Source organism: Evansella sp. AB-rgal1, from assembly GCF_041820985.1.
Lineage (GTDB): Bacteria > Bacillota > Bacilli > Bacillales > Salisediminibacteriaceae > Evansella.
In genome coordinates this window covers 115,501-138,959 of sequence record NZ_JBGUAU010000012.1, presented here as the reverse complement: position 1 = coordinate 138,959, position 23,459 = coordinate 115,501, and the positions used below count along the sequence as shown (strand labels likewise).

Here is a 23,459-nt window from a genome sequence, read left to right as displayed (position 1 = left end):
CAATACGATATTTTTGATATTGAGAGGGGGGGCAGAGATGGAAATCATAGAGCAAGACATACAAATCGAAATTACAAAAGACAAAATGGAAGCAATGTTAAATCAAAATAATAAAAATGATAATCAAATTAATATGGAAGACATAGAATTCATACTAAACAAATACGGAATTAAGTATGGAATTAAAAGAGACAAAATTACTCAATTTCTCTTAGGTGAGATTGAACCTCCATTTGTGATTGCAGAAGGAACTCAGGCGAATTTGGGGAAGGATGCCTATATAAAGCCTCTAATTTCTTCCAAAAGGATCACAGGTAAGAATATAGATAAAACGGAAACGGTAGATTTACGAAATGTATTAGAAATCGGATCAGTATCTGCAGGAACTGTTGTCGGTATAAAGATAGATGTAGAAAAAGAAATAGATGGTATGAATGTACTAGGTGAAGTAGTAAGAGCAAAAAAAGCCAGGGATATTACTCTTAGACCTGGAAAAAATACTGTAGTAAGTGAAGACGGAAGACAAATTATTTCTACTATTGATGGACAAGTATCTGTTGAGAAAAAACGAATAAATGTATTCCCTATTTATGAAGTAAATGGAGATGTTGATTTAGCTGTTGGAAATATAGATTTTATAGGGAATGTTACAATCAGAGGTGGTGTGCGCTCTGGTTTTAAAGTAATTGCAACAGGTGATATACGTATTTTAGGTTCCGTTGAATCGGCTGAAATCATTTCTGAAGGCTCTGTATTTATTACTCAAGGTATTGTTGCTCAGAGCAAAGGATCCATAAAGGCAAAAGGTAATGTAGAAACATCTTTCATAAATCAAGGGGTTTTAGAGGTTGGAGGCGATGTTGTTGTACACCAATCCATTTTACATAGTACTATTAACTGTGAAGGGTTCATTTATTGTAACAAGGGGTATGGTAATATAGTTGGAGGAGATATTTCAGCTTCAAAGGGGATTAAAGTGAACGAAGTCGGTAACTCGATGAATACCCCAACTTCCATATACATTGGTACAAATCAAAGGCTACTAAAATTAGAAAAAGAATACACTACGGAATTACAATCTTTGAATACAGAACTTGAAAAGCTTTTCCTACTTTTAGAAAAAGTAACAGCAATGGAACAAGCAGGAGCACTAGATCAAAAGCAAAGAATGATGAAACTAAAAATACGATATACCATTGAAAATAATGAGCGGAAAATAGAAGATTTAAAAGAAAAAATAGAAGATTTACATGATAATGTTCATGATCAACAAGATGCGTACATAAACGTGTCGCGAGAAATTCACCCCAATACAATTCTTTATTTTGGTAAATACCAACGTAAAATTATTACAAAACACCAAAATGTACAATTTAAACTTGAACGGGGAGAAATAAAATTTCAACCTTACGTTGATAAATAAGGAGACGAATAACCTATGAGTGGCTTAAGATCAATTGAAATGCAAGTTGCTTTACCTAGGACACAAACAGCTGGCAAACTTCAGGATCAATTACAACAAAGAGCCGCTTTGATGCAAAATCAATTATCTCAAAAGCAATTAGAGGAGAATGATAGAATAAAGAGGACGGTATCTCACTTAGAGAAAAGTGAGAAAAAACGTTTAAATAATGATGATGAACAAAGTCGTGGACAAGGTAAACGTATGTTTAAAAACAATGGGAAGGAAATATCTATAAAAGAAGATACAGATGCACATCCTTTTAAAGGGAAGAGCCTCGATATAAAGGGTTAAAGGAGATCTTGAAATGGTTTATTTACTTGTTGTAAGCTTTATTCTACATTTTATTAGCTTTTATATAATGATCCTTTTATATCAGCGCCAGTCAAAGCAGGAACCTGTAAAGGGAGAAAAAGTATTAAGAGAAATGGAAGATATGTTAGTCTCTTATACAACAGAGATGAAAGAGAATAACGATCGAATTGTGCGTATAATTTTGAAGGAACGTAAAGAAAGCGCATACAAAGAAGTTCCATTTCACGCAAAACTTAATGGAGAAAACGAAAGATCTAAAGATGATGTTACCGAAATAGAAAGTAAGGGTAAAAATAATATTGAAGATGAAGATGACCTGTATACAAACTATTCAAATTACAAACCATTTCTTCCCAAAGAAATTCTTGAGCCGACTACCTCTGACACAGCTAAGGTTTTATCGTTACATAAACGCGGTTTAACGGTAAAAGAAATTGCACAAAAATTAAATATGGGAGCGGGAGAAGTGGAACTTATGATTAAGTTTCATAAATAAACTCTTTCAGGACTTGTATTGTTCGACACAATATGGTATATTATTTCTCGGTGTTAATCACACACGTTTCCTGATTTATGTACTGGTGCTACTAAACGTAGTTGTACATAGAGCGGATGGGAGCGGAGGACAAAAAACCATGAGGAGGTGTGTAGAATGGCAGTGATTTCCATGAAACAATTATTAGAAGCAGGTGTTCACTTCGGTCACCAAACACGTCGTTGGAACCCAAAAATGGATCGCTACATCTTCACAGAAAGAAACGGTATTTACATTATTGACTTACAAAAGACGGTTAAGAAAGTTGACGAAGCGTTCAACTTTGTACGCCAAGTTGCAGAACAAGGTGGAACCGTTTTATTCGTAGGTACAAAGAAACAAGCGCAAGATGCTGTGAAAGAAGAAGCTGAGCGTAGTGGAATGTACTTCATTAACCAACGTTGGTTAGGTGGTACATTAACAAACTTCGGTACAATTCGTAAGCGTATTGCTCGTTTGAAAGAAATTGAGCGTATGCGTGAAGACGGTACCTTTGAAGTTCTTCCTAAAAAAGAAGTAGTAATATTGAATAAGGAATTAGATCGTTTAGAAAAATTCTTAGGTGGAATTAAAGATATGGAGAAGCTTCCTGATGCTTTATTCATTATCGATCCACGTAAAGAGCGTATTGCTGTTGCTGAAGCACGCAAATTAAACATCCCAATCGTTGGTATTGTTGATACAAACTGTGATCCGGATGAAATTGACTATGTTATCCCAGGTAACGATGACGCTATTCGTGCAGTACGTTTATTAACTGCTAAAATGGCCGATGCTATTATTGAAGTTAACCAAGGTCAAGAGGAAGAAACTACAACTGCTTAAGGTTATTCTTAGAGGGTGATAGAGGGCTTGACCCTTTATCACCCTTTTTAAAAATAGCTATGTTAATGGACAATGTTCATTTTTACGGAAGGTACGAGACTCCTATTGCAAAAGCTTACCAGGTGAAACTCTACAGGGAGGAAACGACCTAGGAGATTGCGGTGTTCCCTAGGAAAGCGAGCAACCTGAAGTGAAAATCTACAACAAAGTTTAACAGAGCTTTAAAAATAAACTGAAGCAACAAATATTGTATAAGAACCATTCTATATAAAAATGGGTACAATAGTTTAGTGTGTGTTAATAAGAATTTACATAATCGTTAAAGGAGGATTTATCCATGGCAATTACAGCTGGTATGGTAAAAGAACTGCGTGAAAAAACAGGTGCAGGCATGATGGACTGCAAAAAAGCATTAACAGAAACTGACGGTGATATGGAAAAAGCAATTGATTTCTTACGTGAGAAAGGTATTGCTAGTGCGGCGAAAAAAGCAGGCCGTGTTGCTGCTGAAGGTTTATCTCATGTGAAATCTGATAGAAATAAGGCAGTTATCGTTGAAATCAACGCAGAAACTGACTTTGTTGCGAAAAACGAAAACTTCATTAACATGGTAGATACAGTGGCTACTCACTTATTGAACAATACGCCAAGTGATGTAGAAGCTGCACTAGCTCAACCGTTTGATGGTGATGCAGATACACTTGAAAACTATATTAATAACCAAATTGCGAAAATTGGAGAAAAGATCTCACTTCGCAGATTTGAAATTGTAGAACGCGCTGAAAACGAAGCATTTGGTGAATACCTACACATGGGTGGACGAATTGGCGTATTGACTGTCCTTACAGGTACTACTGATGAAGAGTTAGCAAAAGATATCTCAATGCATGTAGCGGCAATTAACCCGAAATATGTAAGTCGCGACCAAGTTTCTCAAGATGAAGTTGAAAGAGAACGTGAAGTTCTTAAACAGCAAGCATTAAATGAGGGGAAACCTGAAAATATCGTTGAAAAAATGGTAGAAGGTAGATTAAGTAAATACTTTGAAGATATCTGCTTAAATGATCAACCGTTTGTAAAAGATGGAGATCAAAAAGTAGGCAAGTTTTTATCTTCTAAAGGTGCGAGTGTAAAAACATTCTTCCGTTATGAAGTTGGAGAAGGTCTAGAAAAACGTGTAGATAACTTTGCTGAAGAAGTTATGTCTCAAGTAAAGAAATAATAAGTAAATGCAAACAATGGAAGGGGCACATCGTGTCCCTTTTTCCTAAAATGTTATTGATACTGCAGTTAAGTCCAGTTTTTTTAAATGGTAAGAAAGTATAAAATTTTTGGACTTAGAAAATTGTCTAGCTCCAGGCGCCATCACCTCTTGACAAATAACCTGCCCGATTAAAAGTAAAAAGCGCTTTTTATCGTCCAGAACATTTGCATATCGGTGGTGAGAGGGCGCCTTGCGCTTTTCTTACAACAAAGAATCTGGCAACAACGATGAACTGAAATGTGAAAATTGGAGGGTATTATGGACAAACCAAAATACAAACGAATTGTATTAAAATTGAGTGGAGAAGCATTAGCTGGAGATCAAGGATTTGGGATAGATCCATCAGTAATTCAATCCATTGCAGAACAAATTCGTGATATTGTGGATTTAGAAGTAGAAGTAGCAATTATAGTTGGTGGCGGAAACATATGGAGAGGTATGGCAGGAAGTGCAAAAGGGATGGATCGTGCCACGGCGGACTATATGGGGATGTTAGCTACTGTTATGAACTCTTTGGCTCTTCAAGATAGTTTAGAGAACATAGATGTTCAAACAAGAGTACAAAGCTCTATTGAAATGCGTCAAGTTGCTGAACCATACATAAGAAGAAGAGCTATACGTCATTTAGAGAAAAAGCGAGTTGTTATTTTTGCAGCTGGTACAGGAAACCCTTATTTCTCAACTGATACAACGGCAGCATTAAGAGCGGCTGAAATTGAGGCAGATGTAATCCTTATGGCTAAGAATAAGGTTGATGGTGTATACAGTGCAGATCCTTCTATAGACTCAACAGCTGTTAAATATGAGGAATTAACTTACTTAGATATCCTTAAAGAAGGATTGGCTGTAATGGACTCCACAGCATCGTCTCTATGTATGGATAATAACATTCCTCTCATTGTTTTTTCTATCATGGAAGAAGGAAATATTAAACGTGCAGTAATTGGCGAAGAAATTGGAACGATTATAAGGGGGAAATAAACATGTCAAAAGTGGTCTACTCTCAAGCGGAAGATCGTATGAATAAATCTGTTGACTCATTTCGAAAAGAACTGGCAACTATTCGTGCCGGAAGAGCTAACCCTTCTCTATTGGACAAGGTTCAAGTAGAGTATTATGGAATGCCTACTCCATTAAATCAATTAGCGACTATAGCAGTTCCAGAAGCAAGAATGCTAACAATCCAACCGTTTGATAAATCTTCTATTTCTGATATTGAACGTGCGATCCAAAAGGCGGATCTAGGTTTGTCACCATCAAATGACGGAAATATTATTCGCATTTCTATTCCTGCATTAACGGAAGAACGCCGTAAGGACTTGGTAAAATTAGTTGGGCGTTTTACAGAGGATGCAAAAGTTGCTGTTAGAAATATTCGTCGTGATACAAATGATGAATTAAAGAAGCTAGAAAAAGATGGAGAATTAACAGAAGACGATCTACGAAGAAGTCAAGATGATGTTCAAAAGTTAACAGACGGTGTAATTAAAAATGTTGACGAAATAGCAAAACAAAAAGAACAAGAAATCATGGAAGTCTAATAAGAAAACATGTAAAATAGATTATGGTAAAAGACCCTCTATCATTAAGGGGGTTTTTTACACTTTATATGAACGAAAAGAACTTTTTACTATTGAATATTACTTAATTGTAGGTTTTTTGAAGTTTAAGAATGTCTAACTTTAATAAAAAATGAACGTTTTAGTAAAGGTGAAGGTTTTCTTTATTGAAAACTAGAGGGTAAGCCAAGTTTTTCTTTTTAATTTATACGATATATGTTTAATTTTTTATGTATTAAACGAAGATGATAAAAACCTTGATTAAAGATATAGATTATACATAAGATTTTTTTAAATGAAGAATTTTTAGGCAATCTGGGGGATAAGGGTATGTTAAAAAAATTCACAGGATTTAAAAAGAAGAATATAAAATCAGAAGCTGACAATACTTTGCTTGATGATAAAAATATACCAAAACATGTGGCAATTATCATGGATGGAAATGGAAGATGGGCAAATAAAAGAGGACTTCCTCGTATTGCAGGTCACAGGGAAGGTATGAACGTTATTAGAAAGATTGTCCGTAGAGCAAATGAAATAGGAGTAGAAACACTAACTCTATATGCCTTTTCCACAGAAAATTGGAAACGTCCGAAAAGTGAAGTTGAATTTTTAATGAGACTACCTGAAATGTTTTTAAATAAAGAATTGCCAACACTTATGGAAGAAAATGTGGTCATTAGATTAACTGGCTCTAAAGAAAATTTACCGAAGCATACAATTAATGCAGTAGACAAGGCTATCAGTGCTACAAAGGGTAATGATGGGTTAATCTTAAATATAGCCCTCAACTATGGCAGTCGTTCTGAAATTATTCAAGCTGTAAAGAAAGTATATGAGTCTCTAGAAAAAGAACAACTTCCTATCGATTCTATATCGGAAGAGATGCTTAATAAGCATTTAATGACGGGTGATTTAAGAGATCCTGACTTGTTAATCCGCACGAGCGGTGAGATTCGTTTAAGTAATTTTATGTTATGGCAGCTTGCATATGCTGAATTCTGGTTTACTGAAGTTTTGTGGCCAGATTTCACCGAAGAACATTTTAATGAAGCAATTCGTGTTTATCAGAAAAGAGCACGTAGATACGGAGGCGTTTAGAGAGGAGGTAAGGCGAAATGAAACAAAGAATAATAACCGCTGTTATAGCTGGAGCAGCATTTTTAACAATAATCATCATCGGAAATCTGCCTTTTACTCTCATGATGATCCTACTGGCAACTATTGCAATGAATGAATTATTAAAAATGAAGCAAATGAAATGGTCATCTCCTATGGGGATATTAAGTTTTGTATTGATGTGGATATTACTTATACCTACAAATGTTATTTCTTTTGAATGGCTTCATATTGATAAACTTGAAATGTTCCTCTTACTTATCGTTGTTTTACTTGCTCTTACCGTTATAACAAAAAATAAATTTACTTTTGATGAAGCCGGCTTCATTATCTTATCCTCTGTATATATCGGGTTTGGCTTTCATTATTTTATTTACACACGATTCCTTGAACAAGGTTTAGCGGTTTTATTCTTTATTCTCATCCTCGTTTGGGCAACGGACTCTGGAGCATATTTCACAGGAAAAAGCTTTGGGAAAAACAAGTTGTGGCCAGATATTAGTCCAAATAAGACAATTGAAGGGGCCATAGGAGGAATTGCTTTAGCGTTTTTGGTAGGGGTTATTTATACTGTTTATATCCCTATTTTTTCTTCATGGTTATCAACTGTTGTTTTTATTTTGGTTGTTTCCATTTCAGGACAATTAGGAGATCTTGTTGAATCTGCATTAAAAAGGCACTATGCTGTGAAAGATTCTGGACAAGTATTGCCAGGTCATGGAGGAATCCTTGACAGATTCGATAGCTTAATCTTTGTAATGCCTATTTTATATTTAGTAAATCTACTATAAACTTTAGAAAGATAAGTATAAAAACACTTGAGGAGATTCGTAATGAAAAAGATCAGTCTGTTAGGGTCTACGGGATCTATCGGCGTACAAACATTAGATGTACTTCGTTCACATAAGGAGCAGTTTGAACTAGTGTCAATGAGTTTTGGTCGCAATGTTCAAAAGGGATTAGAGCAAATCCATGAATTTCGACCGAAAGTTGTAAGTATTGAATCAAAAGAGGTTGCTAATTTAATAAAAAACGACTTACCTACAGGAGTTAAGATAGTTTATGGAAAAGAAGGTTTAATAGAAGTTGCTGTTCATCAAGATGCTGACGTGTTAGTAAATGCAGTAATGGGTAGTGTCGGACTAGAGCCAACAATAGCAGGAATAGAAGCGAAAAAAGACATCGCTATCGCTAACAAAGAGACATTGGTAACCGCAGGACACATTATTACAGAGTTAGCGATGAAAAATAATGTCGAACTAATCCCTATTGATAGTGAACATTCAGCTATTTATCAATGCTTAGATGGTGACGTGGACAAAGAAGTTTCTCGTTTAATTCTTACTGCATCTGGTGGTAGTTTTCGTGACCGTTCAAGAGAAGAGTTAAAAAATGTAACAGTAAAAGATGCTTTAAACCATCCGAATTGGGAGATGGGAGCGAAAATCACCGTAGATTCTGCTACAATGATGAATAAAGGATTAGAAGTGATTGAAGCTCATTGGTTATTCCAGATGCCTTATGAAAAAATTGATGTCATTTTGCATAAAGAAAGTATTATTCACTCTATGGTTGAATATATTGATGGTAGTGTACTAGCACATTTAGGTACACCAGATATGCGTGTACCAATTCAATATGCCTTATCTAAACCGGCAAGGCTTGATTTACATGGTGGAAAGAAGCTAAACTTGTGGGAAGTTGGTACCCTTCATTTTCAAGAATTAGACTTTCAACGATTTCGCTGTTTAAAACTAGCATACGAAGCGGGGAAGATAGGAGGAACAGCACCAACGGTTCTAAATGCAGCGAATGAAGAAGCTGTTTCAGCCTTTTTACAAGGTAGACTGGCCTTTCTAGGTATAGAAGAAGTTGTAGAAAAAGCACTATCTAATCATACAGCAATTCAAGCACCTACGTTAGAAGAAATTGTACACTTAGATGAAGAAACACGTAAAAAAGTAAAAACATACATGAGTTAAAGGGTGTGTATTGATGAATACATTTATTTCAATCATTATTATTTTTGGCCTACTAGTGTTTATACATGAGCTTGGACATCTAGTTTTTGCCAAAAGAGCTGGTATTCTATGTCGAGAATTTGCCATAGGATTCGGGCCAAAAATATTTTCGTTTAAAAAAGCAGAAACCGTATATACCATTCGTTTATTGCCCCTTGGTGGATTTGTAAGGATGGCCGGTGAAGATCCAGAAATGATACAGATAAAAGCAGGTTATGAAATAGGTCTATTATTTAATGACAAGGGTAAGGTAAATAAACTGATTATTAATAATAAATCTAAGCACCCTGACTGTAAAATCATTCAAGTTGAAAAGGTAGACTTAGAACATGACTTGAATGTAACTGGTTATGTTTCAGATGTAGAAGGTTTGGTTACGTACTCTATCGATGAAAAAGCAGAATATATTCAAGATGAACAAGCTACACAGATTGCTCCATATGATAGACAGTTTGGTTCAAAAACGAAATCACAACGAGCAATGGCGTTGTTCGCTGGGCCAATGATGAATTTTGTTCTTGCCATTGTTATCCTTACTTTTTATGCTTGGTTTGCGGGGATTCCTGTAGATGAAGCCACTGTTGGAAATGTTACAGAAGATGGTGTAGCGATTCAAGCGGGTCTAGAGAGTGGGGATCGTATCGTATCAATAGATGGACAACGTGTTACTACTTGGGAAGAGATGACAGCAATTATTCAAACGAACCCAAGTGAACCTTTACTTTTTGAAATTGAACGTGGAACGTCACGATTTGATGTAATGATGACACCGCAAGAAAGAGTAGGACCGGATGAACAAGTACAAGGCGTGGTTGGTATCTTTCAAGCAACTGAGAAATCAATTCTAGGAGCTGTAGGTTTTGGATTTACTCAAACATATGAGTTTACTAAGCTAATTTTTGAGTCGTTGGGAATGCTTGTAACTGGGCAGTTTACGTTGGATCATTTAGCTGGACCAGTTGGGATCTATAGCTACACCGATGAAGTAGCTGCAATGGGCTTTTTGGTGCTAATGCAGTGGACCGCAATTTTAAGCGTAAACTTAGGAATTATTAATCTGCTTCCGCTTCCAGCCTTGGATGGAGGAAGACTCATTTTTATCGGTTTGGAAGCTGTAAGAGGAAAACCAATTGATCCACAAAAAGAAGGGTTGGTTCATTTTATTGGTTTTGCACTTCTCATGCTTCTAATGTTAGTGGTAACATGGAATGACATAAACAAATTCTTCCTCTAAACTCTTCAGGGGAGACTTCCATACAAGTGAAGATTTGCACCTATGGAATGAGCGTAAGTCCACGAACTCCTGTGGGAAGTAGAGTAAAGGCGAGACACCATAGCGACGTAGTCGTGAAGGTGGCTCGGCAGCTCCCCACGGAAAGGAGTGGACAGTAGCGAATGGAATATAAACCCAACAAAGTTGGTCATACTAGATAAGTTTGACTACCATGAACCACGTATTTTCAGGGTAGATTTAAAATAAATTGCTAATAAGAAAGATCGAGGTGTCATAGATGAGACAAAGTACGTATTTAGCACCCACTTTACGCGACAACCCAAGTGACGCAGAAGTAAAAAGTCACCAATTAATGCTTAGGGCTGGTTTAATACGCCAAAGTACATCTGGTGTTTATTCCTATTTACCACTTGGTTTAAAGGTTCTACAAAAAGTGGAGAATATCATTCGCGAAGAAATGAATCGTACAGGAGCACAAGAACTCCTAATGCCTGCCATTCAACCTGCTGAATTATGGCGTGAATCAGGTCGATGGGATGTTTATGGACCTGAGTTAATGCGCTTAAATGACCGTCATGGTCGTGAATTTGCTTTAGGGCCAACACACGAGGAAGTAATTACAACGATAGTTAAAGATGAAGTACATTCATACAAGAAACTACCAATGACGTTGTATCAAATTCAAAATAAGTTTCGTGATGAACGCCGTCCGAGATTTGGGGTTCTTCGGTCAAGAGAATTCTTAATGAAAGATGCTTATTCTTTCGATAGTAATACAGAAGGACTTGATGAAAGCTATAATAAAATGTACGATGCATATACAAGGATCTTTACTCGATGTGGTTTAGATTTCCGAGCAGTTGAAGCGGATTCTGGTGCAATAGGAGGAACTGATACACATGAATTTATGGTGTTATCAGAAATTGGTGAGGATACGATAGCATATTCTGATTCATCTGATTATGCAGCCAATATTGAGATTGCAGAAGTAAACGTAACATATGTAAAATCCAATGAAGAAGTAAAGGATGTAGAAGTAGTGGCTACACCTGGACAAAAATCTATTCAGGATGTAGCGACGTTTTTAAACGTATCAGAGGAAAAACTAATTAAATCACTATTATTTATTGTCGATGACAAACCTGTCCTTGTGCTTGTTCGCGGTGATCATGAAGTAAATGATGTGAAAGTGAAACACCTCTTTGATGCTCAACTTGTTGAGATGGCAACAGAAGAAGAAACAAAAAAATGGATGAATGTAATTCCGGGATATCTTGGTCCAATAGATCTTCATGACGATATAACAGTTGTAGCGGATCGCGCAATTGAAGCTATAGTAAATGGAGTCTGTGGTGCAAATGAAATGGATAAACATGCTGTCAATGTAAATGTTGGACGAGACTTCAAAGTACAAGAATTTGCTGATTTGAGAAATATTAAACAGGGAGATCCATCTCCTGATGGTATAGGTGTTATTCAATTTAAAGAAGGAATTGAAGTTGGCCATGTATTTAAATTAGGAACGAAATATAGTGAAGCATTAGGTGCTATGTTCTTAGATGAAAATGGTAAAAATCAACCAATGATTATGGGGTGCTACGGAATTGGTGTCTCGAGAACCGTTGCAGCAATTGTAGAACAGCATCACGATGAGGATGGAATTGTCTGGCCTTCCACTGTTTCCCCATTTGATATTCATGTAGTTCCTGTTAATATGAAACAAGAGGATCAAAAAATATTAGCTGAGGAGTTATATGAATCTCTAAAAACTGCACGTTTTGACGTCTTATTAGATGATCGCCCTGAAAGACCAGGGGTGAAATTTAAAGATGCTGATTTATTTGGTCTTCCAATAAGAGTAACTGTTGGAAAGAAAGCAAATGAAGGTATTGTTGAATGTAAGATTCGAAAAACTGGTGAAACGGAAGAAGTACACAAAGATTCATTAGTACAATTCATCGAAAAACATCTTGGTTAAAGATATCATAAAAGGGTGGGTCAAAAGTTACTTTTCTTTTGACGCACCCTCTTTTAAAGTAAAGCCTTATAAGTTAGTAATACTAGTTAGTTGGCATATGGCTAACTAACGTATTTTCATTTTACCTCCATGCAAGTAAAAATCTGCACTATGGAGAATGAAAATACGTTATTAGATGTTATAGAAACATCAACTGTATATGGAATGGGCTGAAACGAATGGAATTAAGATTAACAAAGTTATTAAAACTAGATAGTTTAAAATCACTTACTAATGCGTATTTTTCAGACAAAATGAAAGAGAAAGAAGTAATCGGGGAGGACCGTCATGAACGAAGAAAGACAAATACGTCAAGAGCGATTTAACCTCTTATTAGAACAAGTAGTCATGCCGGAAGATTTAGTTCAAATGCATTTACAAGAAGGGGCAATTGAGAAACTTGAGGTTTTCCAAAAAGATAGAAAATGGATATTTCATTTTTCCTTACCTACTATTTTACCTTATTCTGCATTTGAATTATTTGAAAGTCGTATACAGCATGGATTAGAGCACATAGCAGCAGTTGAAATCAAGTTGTCTTATACTGAAGAGATAGACGTTAATAAGCATCTAAGAGAATATTGGCCATATTTTATAGAAAAACTAAGAAGTTCTACAAATGGACTAATTAAACGTCTTCAAGAACAAACTCCATATATACATGGAAATAAAATAGTTATTACGGTGATGAACGAGACAGAAGGGGAAATGGTACTTCGACGTATACAAGAGCCCATTCAACATATATTCGAGAAGCTAGGGTTTGGTCGAATCTCAGTAGAGACTATCATAAAAGAATCCAAGGAAGCTGTAGAAAAATTTATCGAACAAAAAACGCAAGAAGATCATTCGAAAATGTTAGAAGCAATGATGGAACAGAAGAAGCAAGCAGACAAAGCTAGCGAAGCCGGTACAGTAGAATCAGTTACTCTCGGTTCGATGATTAAGAATGATGATATTCAACCTATTAAAAATATAATTGAAGAAGACCGTCGAGTTGCTGTTCAGGGGCTAGTATTCCATTCTGAAACGAAAGAATTAAAGAGTGGTAGAACGCTATTAACGTTTAAGATTACAGATTATACAGATTCTATTCTCGTAAAAATCTTCTCAAATGGAAAGGAAGACCTCTCAGTCCTTCAATCTATTAAGAAAGGGATGTGGCTGAAGGTACGAGGTGGAATCCAATATGATACATTTGTGAGAGATCTAGTTATGATGGGGCGTGATTTACAAGAAATTAAACCTGATGAGCGGAAGGATACAGCACCAGAAGACGAAAAAAGAGTAGAATTACATCTGCATTCTCCCATGAGTGCTATGGATGCAGTTACAGCTGTCTCCAAGCATGTGGAGCAAGCCAAAAAATGGGGTCACCCTGCGATTGCCATCACTGATCACGCTGTTTTACAAGCATTCCCAGAGGCTTTCTCAGCTAGCAAAAAAACGGGCGTAAAGATGTTATACGGTGTAGAAGCAAATCTTGTTAACGATGGTGTACCTATAGCTTACAACGTAGCAGATCGTAGCTTACTTGATGAAACGTATGTTGTTTTTGATGTGGAGACTACAGGTTTATCTGCTGTGTATAATACGATCATTGAGCTTGCTGCAGTGAAAGTACAAAATGGAGAAATTATAGATCGGTTTGAAAGATTTGCCAATCCACATGAGAAGCTATCTCCTTTAATTATAGATTTAACAGGGATAACTGATGACATGGTAGCAAATGCACCCGAGGTTGCTGATGTATTAAAGGATTTCTACGAATGGACAGGCCATGCTACTTTAGTAGCTCACAATGCTAGTTTTGATATGGGATTTATTAATGCTGGATATAAAAAAATTGGATATCAGAAAGCATCTAATCCAGTTATAGATACACTTGAATTAGGAAGATTGTTATATCCTGAATTCCGTAATTATCGACTAAACACACTGTGTAAGAAATTTAGCATTGAACTAGTTTCCCATCACCGAGCAATATACGACGCTGAAGCAACTGGACACTTATTGTGGAAAATGCTCAAGGATGCAGTAGAAAAAGGGATATATAATCACAATGAACTAAATGAGCAATCATCACCAGATGATTATAAAAAACAACGTCCCAATCATTGCATTATTCTAGCCAAAAATAAAACAGGCTTACGTAATCTATATAAGCTAATATCTTATTCACATATTAATTATTTTTATCGTGTTCCTCGAATTCCAAAATCTGTGTTAATGAAGCATCGAGAAGGTCTTATAATTGGTTCTGGTTGTGATAATGGAGAAGTGTTTGATGCAATGATGCAAAAGGCACCAGAAGAAGTCGAGGAAATCGCTGAGTTTTATGATTATTTAGAAGTACAACCACCTAGTAACTATCAACATCTTATTGAAAAAGAAATAATTCGAGATGAGCTTGAATTGAAAGATGTACTGAAAAAAATAGTGGATCTTGGTGACAAGCTGGGAAAAAGAGTAGTTGCAACTGGTAATGTACATTATTTAAATCAAGAGGATGCTATTTATCGTAAAATTTTAATTGCTTCACAAGGTGGAGCGAATCCACTAAACAGAGCTGCACTTCCTGAGGTACATTTTAGAACAACGAATGAAATGCTAGAATGTTTCAAGTTTTTACCTGAGAAAAAAGCGAAAGAAATCGTAGTAACAAATACAGTTGCTATTGCGGATGAAATAGAAGAAATAAAGCCAATTCCCGATGATTTATATACACCTAAGATTGAAGGTGCTGATGAAGAAATGCGGGAGTTGAGTTACGGACGGGCTCGTAGAATTTACGGAGAAGATCTTCCGAAAATTGTAGAAGACAGACTAGAGAAAGAGTTAAATAGTATCATAAGTAATGGATTTTCCGTAATTTATTTAATCTCTCAAAAGCTAGTGAAGAAATCCTTAGAAGATGGTTATCTGGTAGGTTCTAGGGGATCTGTTGGTTCGAGCTTTGTAGCAACTATGACAGAAATTACAGAAGTAAATCCATTACCACCGCACTATGTTTGTCCGAATTGTCACCATTCTTATTTCTTTCAAGATGGGTCTGTTGGTTCTGGTTTTGACTTACCTGATAAAGATTGTGAGAAGTGTGGAACGAAGTATAAAAAAGATGGACAAGATATACCTTTCGAAACGTTCTTAGGGTTTAAAGGTGATAAAGTACCTGATATCGATTTAAACTTCTCTGGCGAATATCAATCAACCTCTCACAATTATACGAAGGAACTTTTTGGGTTAGATTTTGTTTACAAAGCAGGAACAATAGGAACGGTAGCGGAGAAGACCGCGTATGGGTTTGTAAAAGGATACGAAGATGATAATCAGCTTCAATTGAGAGGTGCAGAAGTGGACCGTCTCGTTTCAGGGTGTACTGGTGTTAAGAGAACAACTGGTCAGCATCCAGGGGGGATCATTGTAGTTCCTGATTATTTAGATATATATGATTTTACACCGATTCAATATCCTGCTGATGATAATGAGTCAGAGTGGAAAACAACGCATTATGATTTCCATTCTATTCACGATAACTTGTTAAAGTTAGATATTCTAGGACATGACGATCCAACCGTTATTCGTATGCTCCAAGACTTGAGTGGGATTGATCCAAAAGATATCCCTGTTGATGATCCTGAAGTTTACAAATTGTTTGGTGGTACCGAATCGTTAGGGGTAACAGAAGAACAAATCATGTGTAAAACAGGAACATATGGAATACCTGAGTTTGGTACACGATTTGTTCGACAAATGTTAGAAGAAACAAAACCAAGCACGTTTAGTGAACTTGTCCAAATCTCTGGTCTATCTCATGGTACGGACGTTTGGTTAAATAATGCAGCTGATTTAATAGCGAGTGGAACGTGTGTTTTAAAAGAGGTAATTGGCTGTCGTGACGATATTATGGTGTACCTCATTTATAAAGGGTTAGAAGACTCTTTAGCATTTAAAATTATGGAGTTTGTACGTAAAGGAAAAGGATTGCAAGAAGAATGGGTAGAAGAAATGAAAAAACATGGAGTTCCTGATTGGTATATAGGATCTTGTTTAAAAATTAAATACATGTTTCCAAAGGCCCATGCGGCAGCTTATGTTTTAATGGCAGTTAGAATTGCCTACTTTAAAGTTCATTATCCTATATTCTTTTATGCAGCCTACTTTACGGTACGAGCAGATGATTTTGAACTAGATACAATGATTAGAGGCTCTGCTAGCATTCGCAAACGGATAGAAGAGATTTATGCACGAGGGTTGGATGCAACACCGAAAGAAAAGAGTGTTGTAACAGTTCTAGAGCTAGCATTAGAAATGTGTGAGCGAGGATTGTCCTTCCAAAAGGTAGATCTATATCGATCTTCCGCGAAAGAATTTCTCGTGGATGGGGATACACTTATTCCGCCATTTAATGCATTGACTGGAGTAGGAACAAATGCAGCCATAAACATTGAAAAGGCAAAGGAAAATGGAGAATTCCTATCGAAAGAGGATCTACAGAAAAGAAGTAAAATATCAAAAACCGTATTAGAAACTCTAGACGACCACGGCTGCCTAGAAGGATTACCAGACTCAAACCAATTATCGCTATTCTAATCTTACACGTGTAGAGTTATATGGTAATAGCGAATGTCTTAATGCATGACAAAGTGGATATCATTTTAGTTTGATGTCTATATTTAGGTGGAATATAGCAAAAAGCTAATTTGCAAGGGTTTATGGTTTATGTTATAGTAAGATGGAAATACTAAGTAATAGTAACGAGCCGAAAGAGTGGGTGCATCCCACTCTTTCTTTTGCAATAATATAGAAGCAAACCGCTTAACTATAGAAAATCTTCTTAAAAAGAAGGAGGTAAAACAATGTCCGGAAATGTTCGTGAAGCAACAGAATCACTTGTTACTCCCATCTTAGATGAACTTTCATTAGAGCTAGTAGATATTGAATTTAAAAAAGAAGGGAAAAGTTGGTTCCTTCGCGTATACATAGATCGTGATGGTGGTGTAGATTTAGATGATTGCACAAACGTCAGCGAACGTTTAAGTGAAATATTAGATAAACAAGATCCTATCGAGCAAATGTATTATTTAGAAGTATCTTCACCTGGCGCAGAGCGTCCATTAAAAAAAGAGCAAGATGTAAAGCGGGCTGTCGGTAAACATATCAATATCACTACATATGCACCTATTGATGGAGAGAAAACATTTGAAGGGAAACTCGTTAATTTCGATGGATCCATCTTAACGATGGAATTGAAAGTAAAAACAAGAACAAAACAAATACAGATTCCTTACGACAAAGTAGCGAAAGCAAGATTGGCAGTAGTGTTTTAAGTTTATATAGTCAGAATTAAGTACAAAAAAGTTTTTACCAATTGAAAGGGGGAAATTAAGTTCATGAATAGTGAATTCATGGATGCATTAACAAGCATCGAAAAAAACAAAGGTATTGATAAAGAAATTATACTCGAAGCAATAGAACAGGCCTTAATTACGGGATATAAAAGGAATTTTAACTCCGCTCAAAATGTGAGGGTTGATATTAATCGTGACTCTGGAAGTATTAGAGTATTTGCAAGAAAACAAGTAGTAGAAGAGGTATTTGACGCACGGTTAGAAATATCTGTGGAGGCTGCAAAAGCAATTCACCCACAATACGATGTAGATGACATTGTGGAAATTGAAGTTACCCCTAGAGATTTTGGTCGTATTGCAGCTCAAACGGCAAAACAAGTAGTAACACAACGAGTAAGAGAAGCGGAACGTGGAATTATATATTCTGATTTCATCGATCGTGAAGAAGACATAATGACAGGTATTGTTCAAAGACAAGATCACCGGTTTATTTATGTAGATTTAGGACGTGTAGAAGCATTAATGCCTATTAATGAACAAATGCCTAATGAAACCTATAGACACAACGATCGAATTAAAGCATTCATAACAAAGGTGGAAAAAACAACAAAAGGTCCACAAATTATGATTTCTAGAACCCACCCTGGTCTTTTAAAACGTTTATTTGAATTAGAAGTACCTGAAATATATGATGGAACAGTAGAAATTAAGTCTGTGTCAAGAGAAGCGGGAGATAGGTCGAAAATTGCTGTTCATGCTGATGATCCTGAAGTAGATCCAGTTGGTTCATGTGTTGGTCCAAAAGGACAACGTGTTCAAGCGATTGTAAACGAGCTTAAAGGGGAAAAAATTGATATAGTTCGTTGGTCAGACGATCCCAAGGTATATGTTGCAAATGCTTTAAGTCCTTCTAAAGTAGTTCAAGTAACTGTGAATGAGGAAGAAAAGATGACACAAGTAGTTGTTCCTGATTATCAATTATCTTTAGCAATTGGAAAAAGGGGGCAAAATGCAAGACTTGCTGCAAAATTAACTGGCTGGAAAATTGACATTAAGAGTCAATCGGATGCTGAAGAGCTAGGAATTTATGATCCAAATTCAACTACATTATCAGAATTTAATGAAGCTGAAGTGGAAGAGCTATCATCTGATAACGAGCTTGCTGATTATCAGAACGATTAAGGGAGTTGGTCATGATGGCTGGAAAGAAAAAAACACCCCTAAGAAAATGTGTTATTACGAATGAAATGAAACCGAAAAAGGAATTAGTACGTGTCGTACGTACTCCTGAAGGAGAGGTTCTCGTCGATCATACATCAAAAAAGGCTGGTCGCGGTGCATACATTTCGTTAGATGAAACAACCATTCATGAGGCGAAAAAAAAGAACGCTTTATCTAGGCATTTAAAAATAGAAGTGCCGGTGGAAATCTATGAAGAATTAATGGATGTGGCGATGAAAGGAAATTCCAAATGACCAATTCAACATGGCTAAACATGTTAGGGTTAGCTAGCAGAGCTAGGAAACTGATAACGGGAGAAGAGCTTGTTGTAAAAGCGATTCAAAAACAAAAAGTGTACGCAGTTATTTTATCGGAAGATGCTTCATTAAATACAAAGAAGAAAATACAAGATAAATGCTCCTTTTATAAGGTACCGTTAATGATCATTGGAAATCGTCAGCAAATTGGAAATGCTATTGGAAAAGATGAACGAGTTGTTGTAGGTATTGAAGATGCTGGATTTGCAAAAAAAATAAAGTCACTAATTGAATAACTTTGTGACGTACCATCTGTACGTATAAATGATGAAGTATAGATAGTTATTGGTGGAGCGGAACAAAGCGGGAGGTAAGTATATGAAAAAAATGCGTATATATGAATATGCAAAAGAAAATAACGTATCAAGTAAAGAAGTCATCGAGAAATTACAGAAAATGGGGATAGAAGTGGCTAATCATATGAGTGTATTAGAAGAAGATACATTATCAAAATTAAAAACACCGAAAAATGAAGTGAGTAAAGAAACATCTTCTAGTGGTCAAGGAACAAAAACTACGAAAAGCACAGATAAAAAACCTGAACGTGCAAAAAACAGAGAAAATGATGCACCAACAAAGGAAAAAACAGTGAAAAAACAATTTAAAGATGAAGAAAAAGGGAAACAGAATAATCAAAAGCAAAACCAAAACCAAAACCAAAAACAAACACAAAACCAGAATCAGAATCGCAACCATAATAAAAAAGGCAATAACAAAAATAAAGGGCAACAACAGCAACAACAGCAACAACAACAAGTTGCACCAGAATTGAAGCAGACAAAACAAGAAACCCCTTCAAAAGTTATGTATACTGCGCCAATAACAGTTGGACAATTTGCCGAGAAAATTAATAAAGAGCCATCTGAACTTATTAAAAAACTTATGTTTTTAGGAGTGATGGCTACAATAAACCAAGAATTGGATAAAGATGCAATTGAATTATTAGCAGAAGAATTCGGAATCGAAGTGGAAGAAGAAGTAGTAATTGACGAAACGGAATTAGAGAACTTTGAGGAAGCAGATGATCCAACTCTTTTAACCGAACGTCCACCTGTTGTTACAATTATGGGCCACGTTGACCATGGTAAAACAACGCTTTTAGACAGCATTCGACATACGAAGGTGACGGCTGGTGAGGCCGGAGGGATTACTCAGCATATTGGTGCATACCAAGTAGAAACAAATGGCAAGAAAATAACTTTCTTAGATACACCTGGGCATGCTGCCTTTACAACAATGCGTGCTAGAGGAGCGAAAGTAACAGATATTACTATTTTAGTAGTTGCAGCGGATGATGGAGTTATGCCACAAACAGTGGAAGCAATAAATCATGCCAAAGCAGCAAAAGTTCCAATTATCGTAGCTGTAAATAAAATTGATAAAGAAGCTGCAAATCCTGATAGAGTAATGCAAGAATTAACGGAGCATGGACTAGTTTCGGAAGCTTGGGGTGGAGACACTATTTTTGTAAATGTTTCTGCATTGGCTGGAACTGGTATTGACGATTTATTAGAAATGATCCTTCTTGTATCCGAGGTAGAGGAGTTGAAAGCGAATCCTGATCGACGAGCTCAAGGATCTGTTGTGGAAGCTGAGCTTGATCGAGGACGTGGACCAGTTGCTACATTATTAGTACAAAATGGAACGCTTCGTGTTGGGGATCCAATTGTAGTTGGTAATACATTTGGTCGTGTAAGAGCAATGGTGAATGATTTAGGAAGAAGGGTGAAAGTTGCTGGTCCATCAACACCTGTTGAAATTACAGGTTTAAATGCGGTTCCTCAAGCAGGAGACCAGTTCCTTGTATTTGAAGATGAGAAGAAAGCACGTTCTATTGGTGAAACAAGGGCAATGAAACAAAGAGAAGCCGATAGAAAAGAAACGTCAAGAGTCAGTCTTGATGACCTCTTTACTCAAATTCAGCAAGGGGAAATTAAAGAAATTAATGTTATTGTGAAAGCAGACGTTCAAGGGTCTGTGGAAGCAATGAAAGGCTCTTTAGAAAAAATCGAAGTAGAAGGTGTGAAAGTTAATATTATTCATACTGGTGCAGGAGCTATCGCTGAATCAGATATTATTTTAGCTAGCGCATCAAATGCAATTGTGATTGGATTTAACGTGCGTCCTGATGTAAATGCAAAACGAACTGCAGAAGCAGAGAAAGTGGATATCCGTTTACACCGTGTTATATATAATGCCATTGACGAAGTGGAATCTGCGATGAAAGGAATGCTTGATCCTGAATTCAAGGAAAAGGTTATTGGTCAAGCAGAAGTTCGTCAAACATTTAAAGTTTCTAAAATCGGTACCATTGCTGGTTCTTATGTGACAGAAGGTAAAATAACAAGAGATTCAACGGTACGTTTAATTCGCGACGGCGTCGTAATTTTTGAAGGGAAAGTAGATGCATTAAAACGCTTCAAGGATGATGTGAAAGAAGTTGCGACAAATTATGAGTGTGGGATTACTCTTGAAAACTTCAATGATGTGAAAGAAGGAGACATTATTGAAGCGTACATTATGGAGGAAATTAAGCGTTGATAATTGGTTCAATCGTTGTAGAAGCGATTGTTTATGATCCTCAATCACTAAAAGAAAAGAGATCTGTGTTAAAAAGTGTGATCACCCGTATACGGCAACGCTATAATGTATCTATAGTTGAATCAGATTTTCAAGATGTTTGGCAAAGAACGGAATGGTCTATCATATCAGTAGGAACAGCGAAAACCCAAGCTGAAAAAGAGCTACAAAAGGCTTTGGCAATCATTGATAACCACCCGAACTTAGAGATAACAAATGTGTCGTGGGAATGGTTATAGTAATTCATCGATAGGGGTGTGTAACTAATGAGTAATGTTCGTGCCAACCGTGTAGGAGAGCAAATAAAAAAAGAGTTAACGCAAATCATTCAACGGGAGATAAAAGATCCCCGTATTGGTTTTATCACTGTAACAGCAGTAGAGGTTACAGGAGATTTACAGCAAGCAACAGCATTTATTACTGTATATGGTGAAGAGGATCAACGTTCTAAAACACTAGAAGGTTTAGATAAAGCAAAAGGTTTCATCCGATCAGAAATAGGAAAAAGAATTCAACTTCGTAAAACACCGGAACTAGCCTTTAAATTTGATGAAAGTATTGAAAGAGGAAATCGAATTGAAGAACTACTTCGAAAATTAAACGAAGATGATAAGTAATAGTACTTTTTGAGAAAGCTCGGCCTTTGCCGAGTTTTCTTTTATACATAGTTATAAATAGTAAGGAGATGCTCTTATGAAAAATGAAGTTACAGGTGTACTACCTCTTTGGAAGCCAAGAGGTATGACGTCATTTGGAGCTGTGTTAGAAGTAAAAAAAATATTTCAAACTAAACGAGTTGGTCATACAGGAACGTTAGACCCTGAAGTTGACGGAGTGCTTCCAATATGTCTTGGACGAGCAACGAAAATTGTAGAATACTTAACTGCTGATCAAAAGACTTATGAAGGTGAAGTAACTATTGGCTTTTCCACTACAACGGAGGACCAATCTGGAGAAGTAGTAGAGGAAAAAATAGTAGATCGTGCGATTACAGAAGAAGAAGTTAACAACGTACTTCGTGAGTTAACAGGGGAAATTGTTCAAATTCCACCTATGTTTTCAGCTGTGAAAGTAAAAGGAAAAAGATTGTATGAATATGCAAGGGCTGGTATAACTGTGGAACGCCCAAAGAGAAATGTTACTATTTATGAACTAACTTTATTATCTCCAATAGAGACTACGGATGAAGGAAATGTACGATTTCGTTTCAAGGCTGTGTGTAGTAAAGGAACGTATATAAGAACTCTTTCCGTTACAATTGGTGAAAAGTTAGGTTTTCCTGCACATATGTCATTATTAACTAGAACCTCTTCCGGTGTCTTTCAAGGAAAGGATTGTATCACGCTTGAGCAATTAAAAGCCTTAAAAGAAGAAGAGAAGCAACTAACGACATTACTCTCTATAGAAGATGCACTATCAATCTACCCAAAAGAAACGGTCACGGAGGAAATAGAAGCGAAGATAATGAATGGCGCATTATTACCTGCTTCATTAGTAAATATGGACGAAACACTCATTGCTCTGTATAATCAACAAGGGGAATGTTTAGCTCTCTATGAAAAACATCCTAAACGAGTAGGTATGCTGAAGCCAGCAAAGATGTTAAAAATTGATGTAAACTAGAGATTTTCTCTTAGTA

22 protein-coding genes are annotated in these 23,459 nt (G+C 36.3%); all 22 read left to right on the top strand.

Annotation, left to right across the window (positions count from 1 at the left end):
• Window positions 1-37: 37 nt before the first annotated feature.
• The 22 genes from ACERII_RS12185 to truB all read left to right on the top strand — a co-directional run bounded on the left by ACERII_RS12185 (window position 38) and on the right by truB (window position 23,443).
• A complete protein-coding gene (locus tag ACERII_RS12185) occupies window positions 38-1,423 on the top strand; it encodes a flagellar assembly protein A (protein WP_373642630.1) in 1,386 nt (461 codons plus the stop codon).
• Window positions 1,424-1,438: 15 nt separating this feature from the next.
• A complete protein-coding gene (locus ACERII_RS12180; RefSeq protein WP_373642629.1) occupies window positions 1,439-1,756 on the top strand; it encodes a hypothetical protein in 318 nt (105 codons plus the stop codon).
• Window positions 1,757-1,769: 13 nt separating this feature from the next.
• Complete coding sequence (locus ACERII_RS12175) at window positions 1,770-2,273, top strand: DUF6115 domain-containing protein (RefSeq protein ID WP_373642628.1); 504 nt, start codon at window positions 1,770-1,772, stop codon at window positions 2,271-2,273.
• A gap of 156 nt (window positions 2,274-2,429) precedes the next feature.
• The gene (rpsB, locus tag ACERII_RS12170; RefSeq protein ID WP_373642627.1) at window positions 2,430-3,137 is read left to right on the top strand and encodes a 30S ribosomal protein S2; all 708 of its coding nucleotides are present in this window, start codon (window positions 2,430-2,432) and stop codon (window positions 3,135-3,137) included.
• A gap of 337 nt (window positions 3,138-3,474) precedes the next feature.
• A complete protein-coding gene (gene tsf / locus ACERII_RS12165; protein ID WP_373642626.1) occupies window positions 3,475-4,359 on the top strand; it encodes a translation elongation factor Ts in 885 nt (294 codons plus the stop codon).
• Window positions 4,360-4,659: 300 nt separating this feature from the next.
• On the top strand, window positions 4,660-5,382 hold the full coding sequence (gene pyrH / locus ACERII_RS12160; RefSeq protein WP_373642625.1) for a UMP kinase: 723 nt from the start codon (window positions 4,660-4,662) through the stop codon (window positions 5,380-5,382).
• A 2-nt stretch (window positions 5,383-5,384) separates the two neighbouring features.
• Entirely contained in the window at window positions 5,385-5,942 is a 558-nt protein-coding gene (gene frr / locus ACERII_RS12155; RefSeq protein WP_373642624.1) for a ribosome recycling factor, read from the top strand.
• A 348-nt stretch (window positions 5,943-6,290) separates the two neighbouring features.
• Window positions 6,291-7,061, top strand: a complete 771-nt coding sequence (locus ACERII_RS12150) for an undecaprenyl pyrophosphate synthase (RefSeq protein WP_373642623.1) — start codon at window positions 6,291-6,293, stop codon at window positions 7,059-7,061.
• A gap of 17 nt (window positions 7,062-7,078) precedes the next feature.
• Window positions 7,079-7,870: a phosphatidate cytidylyltransferase gene (locus tag ACERII_RS12145; protein WP_373642622.1), complete on the top strand. Its 792-nt coding sequence runs from the start codon at window positions 7,079-7,081 to the stop codon at window positions 7,868-7,870.
• Between the two features lie 42 nt (window positions 7,871-7,912).
• A complete protein-coding gene (locus ACERII_RS12140) occupies window positions 7,913-9,061 on the top strand; it encodes a 1-deoxy-D-xylulose-5-phosphate reductoisomerase (protein WP_373642621.1) in 1,149 nt (382 codons plus the stop codon).
• Window positions 9,062-9,074: 13 nt separating this feature from the next.
• Window positions 9,075-10,334: an RIP metalloprotease RseP gene (rseP, locus tag ACERII_RS12135; RefSeq protein ID WP_373642620.1), complete on the top strand. Its 1,260-nt coding sequence runs from the start codon at window positions 9,075-9,077 to the stop codon at window positions 10,332-10,334.
• 277 nt (window positions 10,335-10,611) lie between these two features.
• On the top strand, window positions 10,612-12,312 hold the full coding sequence (locus ACERII_RS12130; protein WP_373642619.1) for a proline--tRNA ligase: 1,701 nt from the start codon (window positions 10,612-10,614) through the stop codon (window positions 12,310-12,312).
• 218 nt (window positions 12,313-12,530) lie between these two features.
• Window positions 12,531-12,677, top strand: a complete 147-nt coding sequence (locus tag ACERII_RS12125; protein ID WP_373642618.1) for a hypothetical protein — start codon at window positions 12,531-12,533, stop codon at window positions 12,675-12,677.
• Window positions 12,640-16,944 carry a PolC-type DNA polymerase III gene (locus tag ACERII_RS12120; protein ID WP_373642617.1) on the top strand — a complete coding sequence of 1,435 codons (4,305 nt, stop codon included), beginning with the start codon at window positions 12,640-12,642 and terminating at the stop codon, window positions 16,942-16,944. Before ACERII_RS12125 ends, ACERII_RS12120 begins: the two co-directional genes overlap by 38 nt.
• 266 nt (window positions 16,945-17,210) lie before the next feature.
• On the top strand, window positions 17,211-17,681 hold the full coding sequence (gene rimP / locus ACERII_RS12115; RefSeq protein WP_373642616.1) for a ribosome maturation factor RimP: 471 nt from the start codon (window positions 17,211-17,213) through the stop codon (window positions 17,679-17,681).
• Window positions 17,682-17,744: 63 nt separating this feature from the next.
• Window positions 17,745-18,884 (top strand): transcription termination factor NusA, encoded by a 1,140-nt coding sequence (gene nusA / locus ACERII_RS12110; protein WP_373642615.1) that lies wholly within the window; start codon window positions 17,745-17,747, stop codon window positions 18,882-18,884.
• A 14-nt stretch (window positions 18,885-18,898) separates the two neighbouring features.
• Window positions 18,899-19,177 (top strand): RNase P modulator RnpM, encoded by a 279-nt coding sequence (gene rnpM, locus ACERII_RS12105; RefSeq protein WP_373642614.1) that lies wholly within the window; start codon window positions 18,899-18,901, stop codon window positions 19,175-19,177.
• Window positions 19,174-19,476 carry a YlxQ family RNA-binding protein gene (locus tag ACERII_RS12100; RefSeq protein ID WP_373642613.1) on the top strand — a complete coding sequence of 101 codons (303 nt, stop codon included), beginning with the start codon at window positions 19,174-19,176 and terminating at the stop codon, window positions 19,474-19,476. Before rnpM ends, ACERII_RS12100 begins: the two co-directional genes overlap by 4 nt.
• An 82-nt stretch (window positions 19,477-19,558) precedes the next feature.
• A complete protein-coding gene (gene infB / locus ACERII_RS12095; protein ID WP_373642612.1) occupies window positions 19,559-21,781 on the top strand; it encodes a translation initiation factor IF-2 in 2,223 nt (740 codons plus the stop codon).
• Window positions 21,781-22,059 carry a DUF503 domain-containing protein gene (locus tag ACERII_RS12090; RefSeq protein ID WP_373642673.1) on the top strand — a complete coding sequence of 93 codons (279 nt, stop codon included), beginning with the start codon at window positions 21,781-21,783 and terminating at the stop codon, window positions 22,057-22,059. The genes infB and ACERII_RS12090 overlap by 1 nt, the downstream gene beginning before the upstream one ends.
• 27 nt (window positions 22,060-22,086) lie before the next feature.
• Window positions 22,087-22,437: a 30S ribosome-binding factor RbfA gene (rbfA, locus tag ACERII_RS12085; RefSeq protein ID WP_373642611.1), complete on the top strand. Its 351-nt coding sequence runs from the start codon at window positions 22,087-22,089 to the stop codon at window positions 22,435-22,437.
• A 76-nt stretch (window positions 22,438-22,513) separates the two neighbouring features.
• Window positions 22,514-23,443: a tRNA pseudouridine(55) synthase TruB gene (truB, locus tag ACERII_RS12080; RefSeq protein WP_373642610.1), complete on the top strand. Its 930-nt coding sequence runs from the start codon at window positions 22,514-22,516 to the stop codon at window positions 23,441-23,443.
• The last annotated feature ends 16 nt before the right edge of the window (window positions 23,444-23,459 follow it).